This is a genomic window from Mycobacterium ostraviense (genome assembly GCF_002705925.1).
GTDB classification, from domain to species: domain Bacteria; phylum Actinomycetota; class Actinomycetes; order Mycobacteriales; family Mycobacteriaceae; genus Mycobacterium; species Mycobacterium ostraviense.
In genome coordinates this window covers 1,917,613-1,942,031 of record NZ_NKRE01000001.1, presented here as the reverse complement: position 1 = coordinate 1,942,031, position 24,419 = coordinate 1,917,613, and the positions used below count along the sequence as shown (strand labels likewise).

Sequence of the window (24,419 nt, the reverse complement as noted above, 5' to 3'; positions counted from 1 at the left end):
CCTACTGTCTGGGCATGGACGGTGGGGAGTAAATGCCCGGCCAATCGAGTGCAGGGCGGCACGTCAATGCCTACCGCTTTCTGCTCCGGCGCCTCGAGTGTGTGTTGCTGCATCGGGAGGGTGATCGGGGACTGCGGGCCCCCACGCTGGCGCTGGCGGTCGGCTGCGTGCTGGCGACCGTCGCGGCGGCGGCCTGTGCGATGGGCGCGGTGACCCGGCCGCAGCCGGGCCTCGGTGACGCGCACATCGTGATGGGCCGCGACACCGGGGCGCTGTACGTTCGAGTGGGCGATACCTGGCATCCGGTGCTGAACTTGGCCTCGGCACGGTTGATCGCAGCGTCGGACGCCAATCCTCGGCGGGTGCGCGAGGCTGACTTGCGTCACACCAAACGCGGTCCGCTGCTGGGTATTCCGGGTGCGCCTCAGCTGATCGGACCGTCACTGGCCGCCGCCGAGTCGCGGTGGACCGTCTGCGACACCGATCGGGGAGCGGCAACCACGGTGCTGGTTGGTCCCGTCGCCGAGACGTCGGTTCGCCGGCTGACCGCTGAGCAGACGCTCCTGGTCACCGTCGGGTCCGGCGCACCGGCATATCTGCTGTACCACGGGCGGCGGGCCGTGGTGGATCTTGCCGATTCCGCGGTACTGCGGGCGCTCCGGCTGGAGGGCCGGACTCCGCAGGTCGTCTCGCAGTCTTTGCTCAGCGCCGTGCCGGAGGTCCCGCCGATCACGGCGCCACCGATCAGCCACGCGGGCGAGCCGAGTACGGCCGGGTTTCCCGTCGGCACTGTGCTGAGCATCACACGCGACCACAGCGACGAGTTCTACGTGGTGCTGAAAACCGGTGTCCAACGGATCGGCCGGGTCGCCGCGGACGTGCTGCGGTTCAGCGACTCGCAAGGCAACGTTCACGTCGTCACCGTGGCACCCGATGCGATCCGCTCCGCTCCGATCGCGAACGTCCTGCCGCTGTTCACGTTTCCCGATGAGGTGGCGACCTCTGGTGACGACAGCGACACCACGTTGTGTGTGACGTGGCTGCCCGCGCCGCCGGGTCGACCCGACCTCGCGTTCCTGGTCGGCAGCGGCCTGCCGTTGCCGGCCGCGGTGGCCCCGGTAGCGCTGGCGCAGGCCGATGGTCGCGGGCCCGCACTGGACGCGGTCTATCTGCCACCGGGTCGCAGCACCTACGCGGCGGCGCGAAGCTTGTCCGGCGCGGATACCCGGACGGTTTGGCGCTACCTCGTTACGGACACGGGTGTGCGGTTCGCGATCCGCGACGACGAGGCTGCACGTCACCTCGGGCTGCCGGCCCCGGTCCCGGCGCCGTGGCCGATGTTGGCAGCGCTGCCGCAGGGGCCCGAACTCGGCAGGCAGCAGGCGTCAGTCGCCCATGACACCGTCTCGTGCCGACCGTCGTAGCCGGGGCCGGGCGGCTCCGAACGAGGCCAGAATCGCCACGAGCACCACCATGCCGATGGCTGTTCCGCCCAAAGCCGCGTCACGGCTGTGGTGATCGGCAGGCACCGGCATCGTCGGCGCGGTCATCGGCGCGGCTGCGGTGTCGGGCTCGGCCGCGGGCGCCGGCGGCGGGGAATCCGTGCTCAGCGCGGCCAGGGCGTCGACGGTGCCGTTGCCGACCAGGGGATTCCATCCGGCCGGTGGGTGATGGGCGGTCGAGGTGATCCGCTGCATCACCTGTCGGGCGGTCAATGCCGGAAATCGGGCGCGAATCAACGCGGCCAGCCCGCTGACCACGGGCGCGGCAAAACTGGTGCCGGACAGCGGCACTGAGCCGTGTTGTCCGTCAAGGGCATTCACCACCCCGCCACCAACGGGGCTCAGCGAGGTCACGTCCTCGCCGGTGGCGGCGACGTCGACCCATGGCCCGGCAAGCGTGAACGACGACGATGCACCGGCCGGGTTCACCGACCCGACGGTCAGTACGTAGTCGTCATACCAGGCCGGACTGACCGCGACCGTAACGGTGTCCCGGGATACGTCGGGCCGCTGGGCCGGACAGTGCGCGCCGCCGTCGGTGTTGCCGGCCGGGGCCACCACGACGGCATTCTTGACGTCGACCGCATAGGCCAGTGCGGCGCCCAGAGCGCGGTCGTCGAGCAAGGGTGCGGCCGGGACGCAGGCGACCGCCGAGATGTTGATCACCGACGCGCCGAGATCGGCTGCGGTGCGGACGGCTTGCGCCATCGTGTCGACGTCACCGATCCCGGTGCCGAAGCGGTCGGCGACCGGAGCGAATTTGGCGCTGGACTGCCGGATGCTGATCACGGTGGCCTCGGGTGCTATCCCGCTGAATCCGTCTGCGCCGGAATCCGGTGTGGCGGCGATGATTCCGGCGACGACGGTGCCGTGTGCGTCACAGTCCCGGGTGCCGTCGCCGGTGGAGACGTAGTCGCCGCCGCCGACGAGGTGCGGCAGTCGTCGGTGCCGGGCGACGCCGGTGTCGATGACGGCGATCCGCTGGCCGGCCCCCCGGGTGAGCTGCCAGAGCTGTGGCAACTCGAGATCCGCGAGTTGTTTGGCGGCGCCGTCGCGGCCGGGTACTGCTGTGGCGGTGGCGCAGACTTCGCGTTGCACGGTGGGTTGTGGCGGGGCCGGTGATGCCGCTGGGGGAAGCCACTTTTCGTCTACCCGCGGCGGCGACACGGCGTGTGCGGGCGGCGTCACGCACAACGGCGCCGTGGTCAGCGCTGCCACCAGCAGATGGGCGACGCGCACCGTCGCGGTGTTCATATCAGGTCGAGGGCCCGAATGGCGCCGAAGACCCCGCAGGTCCAGCAGACCAGCGGCGCCACGGCGACCCAGGCCGCCAACTCCAGCGTCTCGACACCTCGCCTGGCGGCGGGCGAGAGCGACATCCCGGGAGCGACGAAGCCCAGAAACATCGCCGCGGCAGCCAGAATCGCAGTCAGCGCGGCGATCCAGACTCCGTGCTGCATCCAGTTCGCCGCCGCGATGAGAAACGCCGTTGTGCCAGTGGCGATACCGCTGATGACGAGCAGCAGCCATCGTGTCCGGTGGCGGTGTGCGCGAGCGCGCAGCAGCAGCAGCGCGGCGGTGGTGGCGGCCAGGGGGACGGCGCGCTGGGTGGTGAGCGCGCCGACGATTGCCCCGATGGCGGCACAGCCGGAGAAGATGGCCAGCAGACTGGTCAGCCAGTTGTCGGCCCGCATCGACTTGGTGGCCAGCACATCGGCTGGCGGCAGTTCGTCGGGGTCGTCGTGGTCGATCGCCGGTGGCAGCCGCGGCGATAGGCCCGCCAACGCAATGGACATCCGCGCCGACGCTTCCAGCAGACCCAACGATGCCAGCACGGCCCACGAGCCGATGACGTACACCGGCGCCGCGGTAATGACCCCCGCCAAGGCGGCGACCGCGATGACGGTCGCACAGCCGCCCATGATAGTCAATGTGACTGCGCCGTAACCGGTTAGGCGAATCGCCAGCGCCGCAGCGACGGCCGCCGCCGTCGCGGCGAGCATGGCATGCGGAACACCCGGGGCGCCGGGCACCGCCAGCAGACCGGCAACCGCGACGAAGACCGTGGCGATCGCGCTCAACGTGAGTGCGGCGATCGGGTCGCGGTGGATCCGGTGTGCAACACCCGCAAGTAGCAGGGCGATCACGCCGGCTGCCGCCGCGAGAGCGGCCGTCGCTCCATGTTGAGCGCTGGCGTGCAACGCATCCCGAATCAGTACCCCGGACCCGGCTCCGGTCAACACACCGGTCGCGAGCGCACCGGCGAGCCGGGCGGTGCGGCGGCAAGGGCGGGGGGCCGCGGTGCCCAGCGTTGCCGACACCGCCTCGGCCAGGTCGTCGTGGCGTTGGGCGGGCGGCTCGGGAACGGACCGGCTGAGCACCAGCAGGGCACCGTCGCGGATATCGCTTTGCGCCAACGTCGTCGCCGATGCGAGTATCTGCCCGCCCGGCGTGCACAGGTGGTAGCCCGTCGCGGTGTCCCGCGGGACGCGATCGCCCAGGACGTCGATGATCGGCGGGATCAACGCCGCGACCGGAAGCGCTGCGGGCAGTGACATATCGACGACCGTGGTGCCGGCATGAACCGCGACGCGGCGCAGTCCCGGATCGGCTGCAGACAACGGAGCTCCTCTCAGGTTCGGTCCAGCGGACCTTAACCGGATTCCGCCGGAGTCGTTTCCGGCTGTGCACAGGTGACTTGCGGCCGGTGGCGGCGCTACCTAGCGTCGTCGCACTGTGACAGCCGAAGTGGTGGTCGCCGCGCCACCGGAGGTGCCGCGATCCGCATCACCGGGTCTGCTGGTACGCGTTGCGCCGCTGGCGATATCGGTGGTGATGCTCGGCATTACGGCAGCGGCCTTCCTTTCGGGATCATCGGCAACCCGCAGCCCCGTGTTTCTGGCGTTCCCGGCGATGACGGTGGCGTCGCTGGTCGTCACCGCGGCAACCGGCCTCGGCCGCGGCCGCGATGGCGGCCTGGACGGCGAGCGCCTGGACTACCTTCGATATCTGACCGGCCTGCGCGCTACGGTCACCGAAATCGCTGTGGCACAGCACTCCTCACTGAACTGGACGCATCCCGAGCCCGCCATGCTGTTCACCCTGGTCGGTGGACCGCGGATGTGGGAGCGCCGACCAGCCGATGCCGACTTCTGCCATGTGCGCGTCGGCCGTGGAATCCGGCCGTTGGCAGCCCGTTTGGTGGTTCCGCAGCTGCCGGGCGGGCAGCGAGCCGATCCGGTCACCGTGGCCGCGCTGCGTCGTTTTCTGCGCGCGCATTCGACGATTACCGACGCACCCCTGACGCTCTCGTTACGCGAGGCCGTCACCATCGAGGGCGACGCGGCCGGGGTGCGTGGGCTGATCCGCGCGATGGTCTGTCAACTCGCGGTGCTGCACCCGCCGGATCAGGTGTCGATCGCAGCGGTGGCCAGCGACCGGAATCGCCGCCACTGGGACTGGCTGAAGTGGTTGCCGCACAACCAACACCAACGTTGTGTCGACGCGCTGGGCCCGGCTCGGATGGTATATACCACGTGGGCGGCCGCACACGCCTCGCTCAGCGGTGCCGCGCTGCCGACCGTGGTGATCGTCGACACCGACGAACCCGCATGCGCCTCGCTCGCCGGTGCGATGATCCTCGCGGTCGGCCGTTGCGGTGACGGTTCGGCAGTGGTGATCCGGCATGGCGGCGAGGCCGAGACGCTCGCCCGTACCGACCGGATGGAGTCCGTCGACGCGCTGGTATGCGCTCGGCTGCTGGCGGCGTACCGGGCCGGCGACCGAGCCGACCGCAATACCGTCGGCTCAGGGTGGGCCAACCTGCTCGGCATCGGTGAGGTCGATGCCCTCGACCTGGCTGCCCGGTGGCGCAACCAGAACACCGGAGACCGGCTCCGCGCGCCGATCGGAACCGGAGTCGACGGCACGCCCGTCGAACTGGATATCAAGGAACCCGCCGAAAACGGCATGGGACCGCACGGCCTCTGTGTCGGCGCCACCGGGTCGGGGAAGTCGGAATTGTTGCGCACCGTCGCGCTGGGCATGATGGCGCGCAATGGCCCCGAGGTGCTCAATCTGTTGCTGATCGATTTCAAAGGCGGAGCAACGTTTCTCGACCTGGCCCGATCGCCGCATGTAGCCGCGGTCATCACCAATCTGTCCGATGAGGCGCCGCTGGTCGCCCGGATGCACGAGGCCCTGGCCGGCGAGATGAACCGTCGGCAACAGTTGCTGCGGACGGCCGGCAACTTTGTCAGCGTGGCAGCTTATGAGCATGCGCGTCGCGGCGGCGCTCGACTGGTCGCGCTGCCGACACTGTTCATCATCGTCGACGAGTTCTCCGAATTGCTGAGCCAGCACCCCGATTTCGCCGAGGTATTCGTCGCGATCGGCCGGCTCGGCCGCTCGCTGGGGATGCATCTGTTGCTCGCCAGTCAGCGGCTTGACGAGGGCAGGCTGCGTGGACTGGAAGCCCACCTGTCCTACCGGGTGTGCCTGAAGACGTTGTCCCCCAGCGACTCACGGGCCGTCTTGGGAACACTAGACGCCTACGAGTTGCCCAACACTCCGGGTGCCGGCTGGCTGTTCACGGCCACCGGGGGGCTGACCCGGTTCCAGACCGCGTTCGTTTCGGGACTGCTGCCGCCGTCCGCGGCTGCGGCTCGATCGGCACTGCCGCAGGAGGTGCGGCTGTTCACGTCGGAGTATGCGGGGCCGGTCACGGGTGCCGCCGAGGCGAGTGCCGAGCCCGCGCGCAGCGTGTTGCATGCGATGTTGGACCGATTGGCCGGTCACGGTCCACCCGCACACCGGGTCTGGTTACCGCCGCTGCAGGCGGCGCCGGCGCTGGATGCCCTGTTGGCCGGCGATGCGCGGCGCGAACTGACGGTGCCGATCGGGATCGTGGACCGGCCGTTTCACCAATCCCGCTCGCCGCTGACTGTCGACTTGTCCGCGGCCGCAGGCCATGTCGGGGTCGTGGGGGCGACCCGATCGGGCAAGTCGACCGCCTTGTGCACGCTGATCACCGCATTGGCGGCGACCCACGATGCGGGCCGGGTCCAGTTCTACTGCCTGGACTTCGGTGGCGGTGCCCTGGGAGCGATCCGCGAGCTGCCGCATGTGGGGGCGCTCGCCGGACGGTCGGAGCCGGAGTTGGTCTGGCGCATTGTCGCCGAGCTGGAGTCGGTGCTGCGGTCGCGGGAGTCATTGGGATGCGAGCAAGACGGGAGCTGCGGACGGCCCGCTGACGTGTTTTTGGTGGTCGACGGTTGGGCAACGGTGCGCCATGAATTCGGCGAACTGGAGGACCCGATCACCGCGCTTGCGGCACAAGGTCTTTCATTCGGGATTCACGTGATGGTGTCAGCGTCGCGATGGGCGGAGATCAGACCGTCGCTCAAGGACCAAATCGGCACCCGGATCGAGCTGCGTCTCGGCGAGCCCGCCGATTCCGACGTGGACCGCAGGCAGGCGCAGCAGGTACCCCGCGACCGGCCGGGACGCGGCCTTGCGCCCGACGGTTCGCACATGATGGTTGCCCTGCCGGGGCCGAACGGGGTTGATATGTGGCGCCGGGGTGACGCTGTGGCGCCGCCGATACCGTTGCTGCCCGCGTGGGTGGACTACGACAGCGTGCTGCGCCTCGCGGACGACCAGCACATCCTGATCGGTCTCGAGGAGCGCGAACTGCAGCCCGCTGCAGTCGATTTCGAACACCAATCCCATCTGGTGATTCTCGGAGACAACGAGTGCGGGAAGTCGGCAACGCTCCGCCTGCTGTGCCGGGAGATCATCCGGGGCAGAACCCCTGCCCAGGCCCGGCTCTTCATCGTCGACTTTCGGCGCGCCCTGCTCAGTGTTGTCGAGTCGGAGCACCTTGGCGGCTATGCCATGTCGGTGCCGGCATTGGATGCGATGCTGCCGGGCGTGGCATCGCTGCTGCAGCACCGAATGCCCCCCGCCGATGTGAGCCAGGCGCAGTTGCGTACCAGGTCCTGGTGGGCGGGGCCGGACATCTATCTGGTGGTCGACGACTACGACCTGGTCGCCACAACCGCGGGTAACCCACTGCTGGCTCTGCTCGAATACCTGCCGCATGCAACGGATCTCGGACTACACCTGGTGATTGCGCGGCGCAGCGGCGGAGCCGCACGAGCCATGTTCGAGCCACTGCTGGCGGGTCTGCGTGACTTCGGCTGCATGGCGCTGATGATGAGCGGACGTCCCGACGAAGGCGCGTTGTTCGGCTCGAGCCGCCCGGGCCCGTTGCCCGCGGGCCGCGGTGTCCTGATCAGCCGAACCGGCGACGAGCGACGGGTCCAGGTGGCGTGGAGTCCGCCGCCATGAGCACGCATCCCGTGGTGATCGAGGCCGGCCCCGGCGCGATCCGCCGACTCTGTTGTGACGCAGGCGTTGTTGCCGACACCGAAGTGCGCGCGGCTGCCCTGGATGCGATCGACGACCCGGTGGCGCTGGTCGATGAGCGGCCGGTAGCCGTCGCGGCGCTGTGGTCGGCTACGTTGCGCAGCCTGGCGCGCGACCACGGCGACGGCATGGTCGTCGTGCATCCGTCGTGGTGGCCGGTGGCGCGGGTGGGTGTGGTCACCAGGGCAGCCCGGGCGGTGGCTGGCGGTGACCTGGTGGTGCGGCCGCGGTCGTGGCTGCTCACCCGAGCCGCCGCTGGGGCCGCCGCTGGGCCCGCCGCGGAAGCCGTCGTGGTGGAGATCGCGGATCGGTTGGTGGCGGTCGTCGACTCCGACGTGATGACGGCCGTGCCGCGCCTGGCGACGGCTCAGGTGGTGGCCGACGAGATCGTCGGGGTCGTCGCCGGCATGACCCGGGGCACCGGGGCCGCGGTGGTCATCGACGTGCCGGGCACCGTCGCGGGAGCGGCAGCGCTCGCGACGGCGATCGCGGGTGCGCTGCCGGGCCGCCAAGCCGTCGCCGAGGTCGACGATGCTCGACTGTCGCAGCTGGCGCAGGACGCGCCGGAGGAGCCGCCGGGGTCCTCGGGGGGGTCCCCGCGCGTGGAGCGTGGAGCCCGCGCCGGCAGGCTCGCGGGGCTAGCGGCCGCCGGCGTCGTCCTGTCGGTGCTGGTGGTGGCCGCAACGGCGCGTCACGGTGCCACGGCGGTGCCGGTGGCGCCGACGACGTTTCTGGTGGAGGGCCGCGTCGCGCTCACGGTTCCCGCCGGCTGGCCCACGCAGCGGGTGATCGGCGGGCCGGGTTCGGCTCGAGTACAGCTCACGTCGCCGACAGATCCCGAGGTGGCGTTGCACATCACCCAATCGCAGGTGCCCGGGGAAACGCTGACGCAGACCGTCGAACGGTTGCGACGGGCCGTCGACGCGGAACCAGCCGGGGTGTTCGTCGACTTCAACCCGTCCGCCGTGAGCGCCGGCCGGCCCGCGGTGACCTACCGCGAGCTGCGCGCCGGACATGACGTGTGGTGGACGGTGTTGCTCGACGGCGGGGTCCGGATCAGCGTCGGATGCCAGAGCAGGCCCGGTGCGCAGGACGCCGTCCGCGACGTCTGTGAACGCGCCGTGCAGTCGGCGCATGCGGTCGGCTGAGCCGGGGAAATTTGAAGGGAACCGAATCGGGTCGCCCGTAGTCGTACTTGGTGTCAACAACTGGAAGGGAAACAGGTGAGCCCTAACGCACTGAGTGCCGATTTCGACCTGATGCGGTCGGTCGCGGCCACGACCGACGCGCGCAACGAGGAAATCCGGGCGATGCTGCAGGCCTTCATCGGCCGCATGAGCAGCGTGCCGCCGTCGGTCTGGGGCGGGCTGGCGGCCGCGCGATTCAAAGACGTGGTGGATCGCTGGAACGCCGAGTCGACGCGGCTGTACCACGTGCTGCATGCGATCGCCGAAACCATCCGGCACAACGAGGCCATGCTGCACGAGGCCGGTCAAAACCATGCCCACCACATCGCCGCCGCCGGCGGAACTTTGTGATCGACAGGATCAGCCTCGGATTATGACCACAGACCCCGCCTTGTCGTACAACTTCGATGCCATCGAATACGGCGTTCGTCAGGAGATCCACACCACCTCGGCGCGTTTCAACGCCGCGCTGCAGGAGCTGAGATCCCACATCGCTCCGTTGCAGCAACTCTGGACTCGGGAAGCGGCGGCGGCATACCAACTCGAGCAACTCAGGTGGCATCAAGCGGCCAGCGCCCTCAACGAGATCCTGGTCGACTTGGGAAATGCGGTCCGCGACGGCGCCGAGGAGGTGGCGCACGCCGACCGACGGGCAGCCGGGATTTGGGGGCGTTGAGCCGCTCTGATGGGACACCGGTGTGGCGATTAGCCATGCCACATTGAACTCTGTGCGGTCCCGACGGAGGAGAGCCGTCGGGACCGCACAGTGATCGTCATCGACGATGTTTGACCTGCGGTGATTTTGACCTGCGGGGATGGCCGTCGGTAAGCTGCTCCGTTGGCGTGCGGTACGCCGGGGCCTCGGGTCAATGTCGGTCGCCGAGGACTAGCCCCCTTGGACCCACCAGGCCCACCTGACCGGCACCCGGGTCGCACCGGGATCCGCCCGAGAGAAAGTGTGGTAAGCGCTGTGCCTACATACGCGCCCAAGGCGGGTGACACCACGAGGTCGTGGTATGTCATCGACGCCACGGACGTGGTGCTTGGCCGCCTTGCCGTCGCAGCGGCCAACCTGCTGCGCGGCAAGCACAAGCCGACGTTCGCGCCCAACGTCGACGGTGGCGACTTCGTCATCATCGTCAACGCCGACAAGGTCGCCATCAGCGGCGACAAACTGCGCCACAAGATGGCTTACCGCCACTCGGGATATCCCGGCGGCCTGCGCAAGCGCACCATCGGCGAGCTGATGCAAAAGCACCCGGATCGTGTGGTGGAAAAGGCGATCGTCGGGATGCTGCCCAAGAACAAGCTGAGCCGTCAGATCCAGCGCAAGTTGCGCGTCTACGCCGGGCCGGAGCATCCCCACACCGCGCAGCAGCCGGTTCCGTTCGAGATCAAGCAGGTGGCGCAGTGACCGAAGTCAGCGAGGCTCCCGCCGTCGAGAGCCAGCCAGTCCAGCACGAATCGTTCGTGTTCGAACGGCCCGTCCAGACCGTCGGGCGCCGCAAGGAAGCCGTGGTACGGGTGCGTCTGGTGCCCGGCACCGGAAAGTTCGACCTCAACGGCCGCACCCTGGAGGACTACTTCCCCAATAAGGTGCACCAGCAGCTCATCAAGGCTCCGTTGGTCACGGTCGACCGGGTGGAAAACTACGACATCTTCGCCCACCTCAACGGCGGCGGCCCGTCGGGCCAAGCCGGGGCGTTGCGCCTGGGCATAGCCCGCGCGCTGATCCTGGCCAACCCGGAGGACCGGCCCCCGCTGAAGAAGGCCGGGTTCCTCACCCGCGACCCGCGTGCCACCGAGCGCAAGAAGTACGGGCTGAAGAAGGCCCGCAAGGCGCCTCAGTACAGCAAGCGCTGATCGAACATCACTTTCTGGCCGCAACCGTGCCTTTCATGCATCGTGTGCGGCGTGTCGGCGTACCCGCGGGCACGGTTTCGGCGACAAAGAAATGGGCACCTTTGGGTGCAAGACGTCAACTGTGAGAGGTTTGTCCGCATGGGTCGACTATTTGGCACCGACGGTGTGCGCGGGGTCGCCAACCGCGAGCTGACCGCCGAGTTGGCCCTGGCCCTGGGCGCCGCCGCGGCCCGGCTCTTGGCCCGTCCGGACGGACCGGGCCGGCGGGTCGCCGTGGTGGGTCGTGATCCGCGGGCCAGCGGCGAAATGCTCGAGGCCGCCGTGATCGCCGGGCTGACCAGTGAGGGTATCGATACGCTGCGGGTCGGGGTGCTTCCGACACCGGCGGTGGCCTACCTGACCAGTGCCTACGACGCCGACTTCGGGGTGATGATCTCGGCGTCGCACAACCCGATGCCCGACAACGGCATCAAGATCTTCGGCGCCGGCGGCCAGAAATTGGACGACCACACCGAGGATCAGCTCGAGAACCTGGTCGCGTCAGGTCCCGGGTTGCGCCCAGTGGGTGCGCAGATCGGCCGCGTCGTCGACGCCGAAGATGCGGCGGAACGCTACCTGCGCCAGGTGAGCAAGGCCTGCACCACCCGGCTGGATGGGCTGACCGTGGTCGTCGATTGTGCCCACGGCGCCGCGTCGGCGGTGGCGCCGCGCGCGTATCGCGCCGCCGGGGCCACGGTCATCGCGATCAACGCCGAGCCCAACGGAGTCAACATCAACGACGCCTGCGGATCAACGGACCTGGATTGTCTGCGGGCGGCCGTCATTGCGCATCGCGCCGACCTGGGTTTGGCGCACGACGGAGATGCCGACCGCTGCCTGGCCGTCGACGCCAATGGTGAGTTCGTCGACGGCGACGCCATCATGGTGGTGCTGGCGCTGGCCATGCGGGAAGCCGGCGAATTGACCGCCGACACGTTGGTGACCACCGTGATGAGCAACCTCGGCCTGCATCTGGCCATGCGCGCTGCCGGCGTCACCGTGCGCAGCACCGCGGTCGGTGACCGTTACGTCCTCGAGGAATTGCGCGCCGGCGACTACAGCCTGGGCGGTGAGCAATCCGGCCATATCGTGATGCCGGCGCTGGGATCAACCGGAGACGGCATCGTCACCGGGCTGCGGCTGATGACCCGCATGGTGCAGACCGGCTCGTCGCTCGCCTCCCTGGCGTCGGCGATGCAGACGTTGCCCCAGGTACTGATCAACGTTGAGGTTGCCGACAAGGCCACCGCGGCCGCGGCGCCGTCGGTCCAGACGGCCGTCGACCGGGCTGCCGCAGAACTGGGCGACACGGGTCGAATCCTGTTGCGTCCCTCTGGAACCGAGCCGATGATCCGCGTCATGGTGGAGGCGGCCGACGAGGACGTCGCCCGGCGGTTGGCGGCCAGCGTCGCCGATGCGGTCAGCGCTGCGCGCTGAATTTGGGCGGAACCTGGGCGCCGTATCCGGCGTCGAACAATGCATGAGACTCGATCATGGAAAGAACAACGCCGGCAGCGCTATTGACGTGACGGCGGTGCTTGCGGTCGCCGACAAAATCAGCGCCGCAGCCGAGCTTGTCAACGACGCAGCAACAAACCTTTTGTCCCGGTTGACTTTTGGCGGTGCTCGCGCCGGCCGGGCGCACTCGCAGCGAGGCGAGGCGTTGCGTGCGGGCCTGGACCGGCTGGCTGCCGAGTTGTCGCAATGGTCGCGTGCTGCCGCCGAGATCGCAGTCGCGCTGCGGGCCGGCGCCCAGCGCTATGCCGATGCCGATCTGTTCGCCGCCGGCCGGATCGCCTGATCATGGCCGATCGGCTGGACGTCGCCGAACGCCTCGCGGAAGGCCGGCCCGCGGTCGAGCGAACCGAGACCTACCTGCTGGCCTGCCAGCGGCTTGGCTACCACCACCCGGACCTGACATCACGTCCCGCCCAGCTCAGCGACTGGTACGACAGCGAAGAGGGGCTCGACCTGCACGCGCTGGACTCCGACTGCGCGCAGCTGCGGGCTGCGGATGCAGCGATCACCGAAGCGTTGCGGATACAGCGTGCGCAGGTGCTCGAGCTGGCGGCCGCCTGGACGGGCCCGGGAGCCGACGCCGCCGTTCGCTTTCTGCAGCGGCATTGCGACGGCGCAACCACGCTGGCCACCGAGGTGCGCGCGGCCGCGCAGCGCTGCGAGTCGCTGCGCGACAACCTGTGGCAGCTGATCGACGCCAAGGTGGCTACGGCCATCGCCATCGACGATCGCACTCTCGTACAGCGGCTGCTGTGGTCGGCCGCGGCCGGTACGGTGCTGACCGGAGCGGGAGACCAGCCTACGGCCGAGGAGGTGGTTCGCGGCCAGGTAATGCCTTATGTAGACAACGACATTCGCGGCGACTGGCTGACTGCGATGCGTTCGACGCTGGCCGGGGTGACGGCGTCCTACGACATGGTCACCGACCGGCTGGCCGCCGCGCCGCGGGCGTGCTTCGAGATTGCCGGGGACCTCGGCCCCGGCTGGCGCCCCGGCCGGTCCGCGTGGCCGACCGCGCCGAAAGCGGCAGCCATACCCGCCGCGGGCGTGCTGGACATCGTGCCGTCGGACCCAGGGCCGGCTCAGACTGCGGTTGCGCCGGCGACCCTCGCGGCCCCGACCACCGCGCCGACGCCGGCGGGACTGGGAGCCGCGATGGGCGATGGTGCGGCGGCTCCGCTCGGCGGTTCGGGCGGAATCGGGGGAGCCGGCGGGCTGGGTGAGCTCGCCGGCCGAATTGTCGACGCGATGGCGGACCTGCTGGAGGCGGGGACCGGACCGCTTGCCGACCCGTTGGTTTCGCAGAGTCCGGCCGTGCGCGACGATCCCCTGGGTGACGACGTCGCCGACGATGCCGGACCCCACGAGGCGGTAAAGATAGCCGACGCCAAAGAGGCTGACGAGCCTGGGTCTGGCACCGAGACCGCCGGCGCCGCGGCTGCAAAACCGGTCGCGCGACCACCGTCCGGCGCCGAACCGCCGGCTATCGATACGCCGCCGGACGCTGAACCGCAGGCTGCCGGGCCGCCGGTGACTGAACCACCGCCCAGCGGACCACCGCCTGCGTCGGCTCCGGTGAACGAGTCGCCCCAGCCGGCCACGACGGGGTCGACCCCCTGCGAGATCGCCGCGGACGAGCTTCCGAAGGCCGGGCAGTGACCGGATCAGGAGGGACGCAGGCGTAGCAGATCCTCGACATAGCGCACCGCCTCACCGGAATCGCCGGTCACCGGTCGGACCAACAGCGTGGTGACACCGGCGTCGGCGAAGGCGGCCAGTCGTTCGGCGACGTGGCCCCGCGGCCCGATCAGCGAGATCCCGCGCACCAGCTCGTCGGGAACCGCGTCGATCGCCTCTCGTTTGCGGCCGGCCAGATACAGCTCCTGGATCCGGTCTGCGACCGCCCCGAAGCCGTAGCGGGTGGCCAGGCCGTGGTAGAAGTTGCGGCCTTTGGCGCCCATGCCGCCGATATAGAGGGCCAATTGCGGTTTGGTCCAGCCCAACCGCTCCTCGACATCCTCCCCGATTGCCAGCGAGGCGCCGACCATCACGTCCAATGGGCCCATCGCGGGATCTCGGTTGGCGGTACCGGCGGCCAGCGCTTCTCCCCAGACCCCGCGAGCCTTCTCCGGATAAAAGAACACCGGCTGCCAGCCCTCCGCGATCTCCGCGGTCAGTTCGACGTTCTTGGGTCCCAGCGCGGCGATCGATATCGGAATGCGTTCCCGCACAGGATGATTGATGAGCTGCAGGGCTTTACCCAAACCTGTTCCGCGATCGGCGGGCAGCGGGATCTGGTAGTGCTTGCCGGTGTAGTGCAGCCGCTCTCGGCGCCAGATCCGCCGGCAGATTTCCACCACCTCGCGGGTACGGCCTATCGGGGCGTCGAATTCGACGCCATGGAAGCCCTCGATCACTTGCGGTCCGGACGTGCCGATTCCGAGGTGGAAGCGCCCGCGGGACACGAAGTCCAGGCCGGCGGCGGTCATCGCCAGCAGCGACGGCGTGCGGATGTAGATCGGAAGTACCCCGGAGGCCAATTCCACGCGGGTTGTCCTGGCCGCCAGGTACCCCAGGTGGCTGACGGCGTCAAAGCCATACGCCTCGGCCACCACTGCGATGTCGATGCCGGACTTCTCCAGTTCGACGACCCGGTCGACGGCTTCGTGAAAGCCGCCCGAGTAGTCCAGGGCGATGCCGATTCGCATCAACGACACTTACCACGGCGACGCGGGCGCACCGCGCTGCGGTACCCCCAGCCGATGCCCATGGGCGGTCGCTGAATCGGCAGATCGCGGTGCGGGTCGAATTCTCGCGTGAAGAAGTTGTCGCGGCTTGACTATTTCGACGGTGGACTCGTCGCCGCCCACTTCGAGTCGTACACTGACCGGCCGCACCGCTGGGGCGTTGGACTGAATTCAGCCGCCGCCGACAATCCGGTCAACTCACGGACCGGCGTCCCCCGCGATACAGTTCCCACCAGGCAACGTCTGTGTGACCTCGAATCGAAGGGACTTAGCGTAGCGGTCATCGCTCCTCGCCCGTTGGTAGCCGTTTCCGAGCTAACTCCATCGAAGCCAAACTGGGCCGAGTGAGTGTGGACCGTCGATAAATACTCCTCCCGTACCCTGGATCTCGATATCTTGCTAGTCAATGACGCAGTCATCCGGACCGCGAGTGTGGAAATTCCCGACTCCGACATCAAACAAAGGTGGTTCTTGGCCCAGGGCATCCTTGATATCGATCCGCGGATTACTTTGCCCGCAGAGTTCCAACCACTCCGGGTCTATCTCCGGCCCCTCCTCGATCGGTTGGCGACGTACGGCCAAGCCGTTACCGAAGATCAGGACCAAAGGAGAAAATTCGGGCGCTCATCAGCGGAACGTGAATCCCCCGATGGGCCCGCGTGTTTGCATTCTTGATGTTGATTCTGGAGTCGGGCCATGTCGCTGGTCTGCCCGGTTTTCCTATAGATTCCCAACCGCGATGTTTTCGGGTGGCTGAAATCCCGGTTTGACCGGGTTCGGGTCGGTGTTGTGCGCCCCCGACACGTCTTACCTGGCTTTTGTCAGGCTACTGCGCGGTTCGTGGTTGTGGCGATGGCTTTGGTGAGGTCGTCGATTTGGGGTAGGCCGGGTATGAGCGCGACGCAGGGTGCGCACGAATCCCCGGGCATGGCTCGGATATGTGCATCGGGGTGGTCGGCGGAAGGCGCTGCGCGACTAACCAATAGGCGATTGTCAAGTGTGATAGCGCCGGTGCTAGCGCAGTTGGGAATCGCCTTATGGCCAGCCCACGGTACTGACGTGGCTCATGTGATTACTGATGCCGTCGAGCACGCACCCGGACCAACTTCCCGGCCAACGGGCACGTCACTGTTCCGCGCCGCGCATGCACGCCCCCGGCGCGCTCTGGGGTTGGCGCCCGTCCGCAAATCCGCACCAGCTGCGAACCAACCCCAGGGTCGGAGCGCTACAGCGGAGGGGAACGCGCACAGTGACAAAAGTCAGGTCTTACTTCAACAGCGTGACGATCTTCTCTTCGGGGGTCACCGGGGGAGCTTCCGGATCCAGCGCGTCCGTCTGGGGCAGCTGCGCATCGGGATCGGCGAACTCGCGAAATGCCTTGTCGCCGCCGAGGGTGTACAACAGATATCCGGTGAGCAGCGCCCGAACCGAACGCTGCGTCCTGCGGTCCGCGCCGGCCAGCCCGACCACGGCCGTCAGCCGCTTGCCCTCGACCAGGCCGCCGGCCTTGGCTTTGCTGACGATGCGCAGCGTGGCGGTGTCCCAGACCTGCGACACCTCGAGGGCGTTGGACGTCAACGTCTTGGGATCTCCTGGTGCGCTCATGATCAGGCCCGGGACTTTGAGTGTCGCTGCGGGCTGCTCCGGCGGGGGAGCGGTCACTGTCGGAAAGATCGCCGCCACGGCTGCCGGCTTGGCGGGCATGCCGGCAGCCGCGAACACCGCGGCCGAGCCGCCGAAGCCGTGTCCCACCAGCCCCAGCTTGGCGGGGTGCACGCTGATCTTGCCGGGGCCCAGCCGCACCCCCGCCACGATGTCGAGCGCGACACCCAGGTCGAAGGCCAGGTTCAGCACCGACGGCGCTAGGCCCCGTTGGGTATCGGGAGCCCCGGCCACGATGCCCCAGGATGCGAGGTGTTCCAGCAGGCCCGAATAGCGGGCGGCGGAGGTCAGCCAGTCGTGGCCGAAGGCGATACCGGGCAGGTTGAGTCCGGCTTCGGGGGTGTACACCACCCCCGGTAGGCCGGCAAAGGCGAGGTCACCGCGCAGAACGCGGTGGGGACCACGGCGGCTGAGGTCGGCGAAGAGCTTGCGGGTGCGGGCCACCCGTCGACGTTAGCGGTGACTTTGAGGATGGGTCCAGTGGTCCAACTGCACTACCCTGGTCTGCTATGTGCGGAATTGTCGGCTACGTCGGGCAGCGTCCTGCCTGCGAGGTCGTCCTGGACGCGCTGCGCCGGATGGAGTACCGCGGCTACGACTCCTCGGGCATGGCCGTGGTCGACGGTGAGGGCAAGCTCACAGCGCGTCGCCGTGCCGGCCGGCTGGCCAACCTGGAGGCGGCGGTAGCCGACATGGCGCCGTCCGAGCTGACCGGCACCACCGGCTTGGGCCACACCCGCTGGGCCACTCACGGTCGTCCCACCGACCGCAACGCGCACCCGCACCGCGACGCCGCCGGCAGGATCGCCGTCGTCCACAACGGCATCATCGAGAACTTCGCCATGCTGCGCCAGGAGCTGGAAACGGCCGGCGTGGAGTTCGCCAGCGACACCGACACCGAGGTCGCGGTGCACCTGGTGTCGCAGGCATATCACCAGGGCGACACGGCCGGCGACTTCGTTGCCTCTGTGCTGTCCGTGCTGCGCCGGCTGGAGGGCCACTTCACCCTGGTCTTCGCCAATGCCGACGACCCCGGCACCATCGTCGCTGCCCGCCGCTCAACTCCGTTGGTGCTCGGCATCGGCGACGGCGAGATGTTCGTCGGCTCCGACGTGGCCGCGTTCATCGAACACACCCGCCACGCGGTCGAACTCGGCCAGGATCAGGCGGTGGTGATCACCGCGGACGGCTACCGGATCACCGACTTCGACGGCAAACCGGACGATGCGAACGCGAGAGAGTTTCATATCGACTGGGACCTGGCGGCCGCCGAAAAGGGTGGCTACGAGTACTTCATGCTCAAAGAGATCGCCGAACAGCCCGCCGCGGTGGCCGACACGCTGCTGGGGCATTTCGTCGGCAACCGGATCGTGCTCGACGAACAACGCTTGAGCGATCAGGAACTGCGCGACATCGACAAGGTGTTCGTGGTCGCCTGCGGCACGGCGTATCATTCCGGGCTACTCGCCAAATACGCCATCGAGCACTGGACGCGACTGCCGGTTGAGGTGGAGCTGGCCAGCGAATTCCGGTACCGCGACCCGGTTTTGGACCGCAGCACGCTGGTCGTGGCGGTCTCGCAGTCCGGGGAAACCGCCGACACGCTGGAAGCGGTCCGCCACGCCAAGGAACAGAAGGCCAAGGTGCTGGCCATCTGCAACACCAACGGCTCGCAGATCCCACGGGAATGCGACGCGGTGTTGTACACCCGCGCGGGCCCGGAGATCGGCGTCGCCTCCACCAAGACGTTCCTGGCGCAGGTCGCCGCCAATTACCTGCTCGGTCTGGCCTTGGCGCAGGCCCGCGGCACCAAGTACCCCGACGAGGTCGAACGCGAGTACCGCGAGCTGGAAGCGATGCCCGATCTGGTGGCCCGGGTCATCTCCGGAGTCAAGCCGGTGGCCGACCTGGCCTACCGGTTCGCGCAGTCGTCGACGGTGCTGTTCCTGGGTCGCCATGTCGGCTACCCGGTGGCGCTGGAAGGTGCGCTCAAACTCAAGGAACTGGCCTACATGCACGCCGAGGGTTTCGCGGCCGGTGAGCTCAAGCACGGCCCGATCGCACTGATCGAAGACGACCTGCCGGTGATCGTCATCATGCCCTCGCCCAAGGGTTCGGCCACGCTGCACGCAAAGCTGCTGTCCAATATCCGCGAGATCCAGACCCGGGGCGCGGTGACCATCGTGATCGCCGAGGAGGGCGACGACACCGTGCGTCCCTACGCCGATCACCTGATCGAAATCCCGGCGGTGTCAACGCTTTTGCAACCGCTGCTGTCGACCATCCCGCTTCAGGTGTTCGCCGCCGCGGTTGCCCAGGCCCGGGGTTACGACGTGGACAAGCCGCGCAACCTGGCCAAGTCCGTCACCGTGGAGTAGCGGACGCACGGCCCGACCCTTCACGCGGCAACGCCGGGCATGCAAAAGTTGACGCGTGACGAATGTATCGGTGTCGGCGCGAGTGCGCAGCTGGGCGCTTGCGATGTGGCATTTCGTCAGCAACGCGCCATTGACGTACACCTGGCTGTTGGTCCTGGCGATCACGACGATCATCCAGAACCAGCTCACCGGGCGGCAGTTGCACACCGTCCTGCTGCACCGGTCGACCAACATCAGGCACCTGGGGCGAGATCCGCTGGAGGTGCTGTTCTCCAGCCTGTTGTGGATCGACGGCCGGAACCTGGAGCCCTACCTTTTACTGTTCACGCTGTTTCTCGCGCCCGCCGAGCATTGGCTTGGCCACTTGCGTTGGCTCACAGTAGGACTGACCGCTCACATCGGCGCTACTTATTTCAGCGAAGGTTTGCTCTACTTCGCGATCCAAATGCGTGACGCGTCTGAACGCCTGGTGCAGGCGCGCGACATCGGGGTCAGCTACTTCCTGGTGGGGGTGATGGCCGTGCTGACCTACCACATCGCCAAGCCGTGGCGGTGGGGCTACCTGGGCGTGCTGTTCGTCATCTTCGGCTTCCCGCTGATCACCATGGACAAGACCGAACTGGACTTCACCGCGATCGGGCACTTCACGGCCATCCTCATCGGCCTGGCCTTCTATCCGATGGCCAGGGAACGCAAGCAGCCGGCATGGAATCCGGCAAGACTCAAGGAGATTTTCCGCAGGCGCGGCTCACGCGAGGCCCCGGTCTAAGCCACTCGCACCCATGGAATGCTGACACCGATGCGGCATTACTACTCTGCAGACGAGATCCGCGACGCCGAAGCACCGCTGTTGGCCAGCCTGCCCGACGGCGCACTGATGCGGCGGGCGGCCTACGGCTTGGCCACCGAGATCATCCGGGAACTGACCGGTCGCACCGGCGGCGTTGCCGGCCGCCGGGTGTGCGCCGTCGTCGGATCCGGCGACAACGGCGGTGACGCGCTGTGGGCGGCCACCTTCCTGCGCCGCCGCGGCGCGTCGGCCCGCGCGGTGCTGCTCAATCCGGAACGCACCCACCCAAAGGCGCTGGCGGCGTTCACCAAAGCCGGCGGTCGCCTCGTCGAAAAGGTGCCTGCCACAACCGATCTCGTGATCGACGGGGTAGTGGGCATCTCCGGGTCCGGGCCGCTGCGTCCCGCGGCGGCGACGGTGTTCGCCGACATCGACGCCAAGGGGATCCCGGTGGTCGCCGTCGACATCCCCAGCGGCATCGACGTGGCGACCGGGGCAATCACCGGTCCCGCGGTGCACGCCGCGCTGACCGTCACCTTCGGCGGGCTCAAACCGGTCCACACGCTGGCCGACTGCGGCCGCGTCGTGCTGATCGATATCGGACTCGATCTGCCCGGCACCGATCTGCGGGGTTTTCAGGCCGCCGACGTACTCGCGCGCTGGCCGGTACCCGGCCCCGACGACGACAAGTACACCCAGGGCGTCACCGGTGTGCTGGCCGGTTCGTCGACGTATCCGGGTGCGGCGGTGCTGTGCACGGGTGCGGCGGTGGCGGCCACCTCGGGGATGGTCCGCTACGCCGGCAGCGCCCATGCCGAGGTGCTCTCTCATTGGCCGGAGGTGATCGCGTCGGCCACCCCGGCGGCGGCCGGTCGGGTGCAGGCCTGGGTTGTGGGGCCGGGACTGGGTACCGACAACGCCGGAGCCGCCGCGTTGTGGTTCGCACTCGAAACCGACCTGCCCGTGCTGGTCGACGCCGACGGGCTGACCATGCTGGCGGCTCATCCGGAGTTGGTGGTCAATCGCCAGGCGCCGACGGTGCTGACGCCGCATGCCGGTGAATTCGCCAGGCTGGCCGGCGCACCGCCCGGCCCCGACCGGGTAAGTGCCTGCCGCAAGCTGGCCGACACCTTCGGCGCCACCGTGCTGCTCAAGGGGAACGTCACCGTTATCGCCGATCCCGGCGGCCCGGTGTACCTGAGTCCGGCCGGAGAATCCTGGGCGGCCACCGCCGGTTCCGGTGACGTGCTGTCCGGGATGATCGGTGCCCTGCTGGCGTCGGGGCTTACGCCAGCCGAGGCAGCCGCGGCAGCGGCCTTCGTGCATGCCCGAGCGGCCGGGCTGTCGGCCATTGATCCAGGGCCCGGCGGCGCGCCGACGTCGGCGTCGCGAATCCTGCACCACATCAGGGCCGCCCTGGCTGCCCTGTAAAGCGCTGTCACAACGAAAGGACCCGCCGTGCCCCCCAGCCACCCGTCCGTGCCCACGCACTCGATTGCCCCGGCCTACACCGGGCGGATGTTCACCGCGCCCGTCCCGGCGCTCCGGCTGCCCGAGGAATCGATGGAACCCGAAGCCGCCTACCAGTTCATCCACGACGAGCTGATGCTCGACGGCAGTTCGCGGCTGAACCTGGCCACCTTTGTCACCACCTGGATGGACCCCGAGGCCGGGCAGCTGATGGCCGAGACGTTCGACAAGAACATGATCGACAAAGACGAATACCCGGCGACCGCGGCCATCGAGTCCCGCTGCGTATCCATGGTGGCCGACCTGTTCCACGCCGAGGGGCTGCGCGACGACGACCCGGGCAGCGCCACCGGGGTGTCGACGATCGGCTCCAGTGAGGCGGTAATGCTGGGCGGGCTGGCAATGAAGTGGCGTTGGCGGGCAAAGACCAAGGACTGGAAGGGCCGCACACCCAACCTGGTGATGGGTTCCAACGTGCAGGTGGTGTGGGAGAAGTTCTGCCGTTACTTCGACGTCGAACCCCGTTATCTGCCGATGGAAAAAGGGCGCTACGTCATTACTCCCGAGCAGGTCATCGATGCCGTCGACGAGGACACCATCGGTGTGGTGGCGATTCTGGGCACCACCTACACCGGTGAGCTGGAGCCGGTCGCCGAGATCTGCGCGGCGCTGGACACATTGGCGGCGGGTGGCGGTGTCGACGTCCCGGTGCACGTCGACGCCGCCAGCGGCGGCTTCGTGGTGCCGTTCCTGCATCCCGACCTGCAGTGGGACTTCCGGCTGTCGCGGGTGGTGTCGATCAACGTCAGCGGGCACAAGTACGGGTTGACCTATCCCGGCGTCGGGTTCGTGGTGTGGCGCGGTCCCGAGTACCTGCCGGAGGACTTGGTGTTCCGGGTCAATTACCTCGGCGGCGACATGCCGACGTTCACGCTGAACTTCTCGCGTCCGGGCAACCAGGTTGTCGGCCAGTATTACAACTTCCTGCGGCTGGGCCGCGAGGGTTACACCAAGATCATGCAGGCCCTGTCGCAGACGGCGCGGTGGCTCGGCGAGCAGCTAGAGAGCGCCGAACATTGCGAGTTGATGTCGGACGGTTCGGCGATTCCGGTGGTCGCCTTCCGGCTCGCCGGGGACCGCGGTTACACCGAGTTCGACCTCTCGCACGAGTTGCGGACGTGCGGATGGCAGGTGCCGGCCTACACCATGCCGGACAACGCCACAGACATCTCCGTACTGCGCATTGTGGTGCGGGAAGGACTTTCCGCCGACCTGGCCCGGGCATTGCATGACGACATCTCTACGGCGGTGCGGACCCTGGACAAGCTCAAGCCCGGCGGGCATTACGACGCCCAGCACTTCGCGCATTAGCGCGGACCCGTCGGGGGCGGGCGCGCCGCGGCGGCGTCATGTCACATCCGTCACATTGGCCTCTGGCGGGGACGGTGTTCGTCGTGCCCACCTAGTAGCGACACGTGAGGTTGTCGTTGTTAGGTGGGCACATCGGGTGCCCGCCAACCTAGAGACGGGTGTGACGCATGTGACCAACGCCGCGTAGCTCTCGCCAGCGATCCGAACCGTTCTGGGAGAATGGCTGCGAACCGACACACAGACGAGTGGGAGCACGACTTCGTTGGCCGTTACGCCGATATCCCGGACACCGGGCGTCCTGGCCGAGGCTGTGGTCGACCTGGGCGCCGTCGAACACAACGTGCGGGTGTTGCGTGAACACGCCGGGAACGCACAGGTCATGGCCGTCGTCAAGGCCGATGGCTACGGCCACGGCGCGACCAGGGTCGCCCGGGCGGCGCTGGCGGCGGGGGCGGCCGAACTCGGTGTCGCCACCGTCGACGAGGCGCTGGCGCTGCGCGCCGACGGCATCACCGCGCCGGTGCTGGCCTGGTTACATCCACCCGGCATCGATTTCGGGCCTGCGCTGGTTGCCGACGTCGAAATCGCGGTCTCGTCGGCACGTCAACTCGACGAACTGCTAGATGCGGTGGCCCGTACCGGCAAGACGGCGACGGTGACCGTCAAGGTCGACACCGGGCTGAACCGCAACGGCGTGGCGCCGGCGCTGTACCCGGAGATGCTGGCCAGGTTGCGTCAGGCCGTCACCGAAAATGCGATCCGGCTGCGGGGGCTGATGTCGCACCTGGTCTACGCCGACGCCCCGGAACAGCCCATCAACGACGTTCAGGCACAACGGTTCCGGGACATGCTGGGATACGCCCGCGAACAGGGCGTCGGGTTCGAGGTGGCGCATCTGTCGAATTCGTCGGCGACCATGGCCCGTCCCGACCTGACCCTCGACCTGGTGCGGCCGGGCATCGCGGTGTACGGGCTGAGCCCGGTACCCAAGTTGGGCGACATGGGCCTGGTGCCGGCGATGACCGTGAAATGCCCTGTGGCGCTGGTCAAGTCGGTTCCCGCAGGAGAAGGCGTGTCGTACGGGCACACCTGGATCGCGCCGCACGACACCACGGTTGCGCTGCTGCCGATCGGCTACGCCGACGGCGTGTTCCGATCGCTGGGCGGGCGTCTCGAGGTACTGATCAACGGCCGGCGACGACCGGGCGTCGGCCGGATCTGCATGGACCAGTTCGTCGTCGACCTCGGCCCCGGCCGGGTCGACGTGACCGAAGGTGACGAGGCCATTCTGTTCGGGCCCGGCACCCGGGGCGAGCCCACCGCACAGGACTGGGCCGATCTGGTCGGCACCATCCACTACGAAGTGGTCACCAGCCCGCGCGGGCGCATCACCAGGACCTATCGCGAGGCCGAAGCCGTTGAATCCCAACGAATCCCATAAAGGTTACCAGGGCAGGGCCTGG

General features: G+C 68.3%; 19 protein-coding genes. 15 read left to right on the top strand and 4 right to left on the bottom strand.

Going from position 1 to position 24,419, the window contains the following annotated elements:
• Positions 1 to 32: 32 nt before the first annotated feature.
• The gene (gene eccB / locus CDN38_RS08695) at positions 33 to 1,424 is read left to right on the top strand and encodes a type VII secretion protein EccB (RefSeq protein ID WP_075510917.1); all 1,392 of its coding nucleotides are present in this window, start codon (positions 33 to 35) and stop codon (positions 1,422 to 1,424) included.
• Here eccB and mycP read toward each other — a convergent pair.
• Together mycP and eccD are read right to left on the bottom strand one after the other, a co-directional pair.
• The gene (mycP, locus tag CDN38_RS08690) at positions 1,386 to 2,756 is read right to left on the bottom strand and encodes a type VII secretion-associated serine protease mycosin (RefSeq protein ID WP_075510918.1); all 1,371 of its coding nucleotides are present in this window, start codon (positions 2,754 to 2,756) and stop codon (positions 1,386 to 1,388) included. The genes eccB and mycP overlap by 39 nt on opposite strands.
• Positions 2,753 to 4,123 (bottom strand): type VII secretion integral membrane protein EccD, encoded by a 1,371-nt coding sequence (eccD, locus tag CDN38_RS08685; protein ID WP_099318904.1) that lies wholly within the window; start codon positions 4,121 to 4,123, stop codon positions 2,753 to 2,755. Before eccD ends, mycP begins: the two co-directional genes overlap by 4 nt.
• A gap of 115 nt (positions 4,124 to 4,238) precedes the next feature.
• On the opposite strand from eccD, the gene eccCa reads away from it, so the two are divergent.
• The 9 genes from eccCa (at position 4,239) to CDN38_RS08640 (ending at position 14,197) form a co-directional block, all read left to right on the top strand.
• Positions 4,239 to 7,853, top strand: coding sequence for a type VII secretion protein EccCa (gene eccCa / locus CDN38_RS08680; protein WP_099318903.1), 3,615 nt, complete (start codon positions 4,239 to 4,241; stop codon positions 7,851 to 7,853).
• On the top strand, positions 7,850 to 9,079 hold the full coding sequence (locus CDN38_RS08675; protein WP_075511018.1) for a type VII secretion-associated protein: 1,230 nt from the start codon (positions 7,850 to 7,852) through the stop codon (positions 9,077 to 9,079). Before eccCa ends, CDN38_RS08675 begins: the two co-directional genes overlap by 4 nt.
• Positions 9,080 to 9,154: 75 nt before the next feature.
• A complete protein-coding gene (locus tag CDN38_RS08670; RefSeq protein ID WP_267888265.1) occupies positions 9,155 to 9,469 on the top strand; it encodes a WXG100 family type VII secretion target in 315 nt (104 codons plus the stop codon).
• Between the two features lie 22 nt (positions 9,470 to 9,491).
• Positions 9,492 to 9,794 (top strand): WXG100 family type VII secretion target, encoded by a 303-nt coding sequence (locus CDN38_RS08665; protein ID WP_075510921.1) that lies wholly within the window; start codon positions 9,492 to 9,494, stop codon positions 9,792 to 9,794.
• A gap of 294 nt (positions 9,795 to 10,088) precedes the next feature.
• Positions 10,089 to 10,532: a 50S ribosomal protein L13 gene (rplM, locus tag CDN38_RS08660; RefSeq protein ID WP_036398329.1), complete on the top strand. Its 444-nt coding sequence runs from the start codon at positions 10,089 to 10,091 to the stop codon at positions 10,530 to 10,532.
• Complete coding sequence (gene rpsI, locus CDN38_RS08655; RefSeq protein ID WP_075510922.1) at positions 10,529 to 10,981, top strand: 30S ribosomal protein S9; 453 nt, start codon at positions 10,529 to 10,531, stop codon at positions 10,979 to 10,981. Before rplM ends, rpsI begins: the two co-directional genes overlap by 4 nt.
• Before the next feature lie 138 nt (positions 10,982 to 11,119).
• On the top strand, positions 11,120 to 12,457 hold the full coding sequence (gene glmM / locus CDN38_RS08650) for a phosphoglucosamine mutase (protein WP_075510923.1): 1,338 nt from the start codon (positions 11,120 to 11,122) through the stop codon (positions 12,455 to 12,457).
• A 43-nt stretch (positions 12,458 to 12,500) separates the two neighbouring features.
• On the top strand, positions 12,501 to 12,821 hold the full coding sequence (locus tag CDN38_RS08645) for a hypothetical protein (RefSeq protein WP_075511019.1): 321 nt from the start codon (positions 12,501 to 12,503) through the stop codon (positions 12,819 to 12,821).
• Between the two features lie 2 nt (positions 12,822 to 12,823).
• A complete protein-coding gene (locus CDN38_RS08640; RefSeq protein ID WP_099318902.1) occupies positions 12,824 to 14,197 on the top strand; it encodes a hypothetical protein in 1,374 nt (457 codons plus the stop codon).
• Positions 14,198 to 14,202: 5 nt separating this feature from the next.
• On the opposite strand, the gene CDN38_RS08635 is transcribed toward CDN38_RS08640, so the two are convergent.
• Both CDN38_RS08635 and CDN38_RS08625 read right to left on the bottom strand, forming a co-directional pair.
• Positions 14,203 to 15,246, bottom strand: coding sequence for an LLM class F420-dependent oxidoreductase (locus tag CDN38_RS08635; RefSeq protein WP_075511020.1), 1,044 nt, complete (start codon positions 15,244 to 15,246; stop codon positions 14,203 to 14,205).
• A gap of 1,305 nt (positions 15,247 to 16,551) precedes the next feature.
• On the bottom strand, positions 16,552 to 17,391 hold the full coding sequence (locus tag CDN38_RS08625; protein ID WP_075510926.1) for a dienelactone hydrolase family protein: 840 nt from the start codon (positions 17,389 to 17,391) through the stop codon (positions 16,552 to 16,554).
• A gap of 65 nt (positions 17,392 to 17,456) precedes the next feature.
• On the opposite strand from CDN38_RS08625, the gene glmS reads away from it, so the two are divergent.
• The 5 genes from glmS to alr all read left to right on the top strand — a co-directional run bounded on the left by glmS (position 17,457) and on the right by alr (position 24,397).
• On the top strand, positions 17,457 to 19,325 hold the full coding sequence (gene glmS / locus CDN38_RS08620; RefSeq protein ID WP_075510927.1) for a glutamine--fructose-6-phosphate transaminase (isomerizing): 1,869 nt from the start codon (positions 17,457 to 17,459) through the stop codon (positions 19,323 to 19,325).
• Between the two features lie 103 nt (positions 19,326 to 19,428).
• On the top strand, positions 19,429 to 20,094 hold the full coding sequence (locus CDN38_RS08615; RefSeq protein ID WP_075510928.1) for a rhomboid-like protein: 666 nt from the start codon (positions 19,429 to 19,431) through the stop codon (positions 20,092 to 20,094).
• 30 nt (positions 20,095 to 20,124) lie between these two features.
• Positions 20,125 to 21,546 (top strand): bifunctional ADP-dependent NAD(P)H-hydrate dehydratase/NAD(P)H-hydrate epimerase, encoded by a 1,422-nt coding sequence (locus CDN38_RS08610; protein ID WP_075511021.1) that lies wholly within the window; start codon positions 20,125 to 20,127, stop codon positions 21,544 to 21,546.
• A 27-nt stretch (positions 21,547 to 21,573) separates the two neighbouring features.
• On the top strand, positions 21,574 to 22,956 hold the full coding sequence (gene gad, locus CDN38_RS08605; protein WP_099318900.1) for a glutamate decarboxylase: 1,383 nt from the start codon (positions 21,574 to 21,576) through the stop codon (positions 22,954 to 22,956).
• A 262-nt stretch (positions 22,957 to 23,218) separates the two neighbouring features.
• Positions 23,219 to 24,397: an alanine racemase gene (gene alr / locus CDN38_RS08600; protein WP_075510930.1), complete on the top strand. Its 1,179-nt coding sequence runs from the start codon at positions 23,219 to 23,221 to the stop codon at positions 24,395 to 24,397.
• Positions 24,398 to 24,419: the final 22 nt, after the last annotated feature.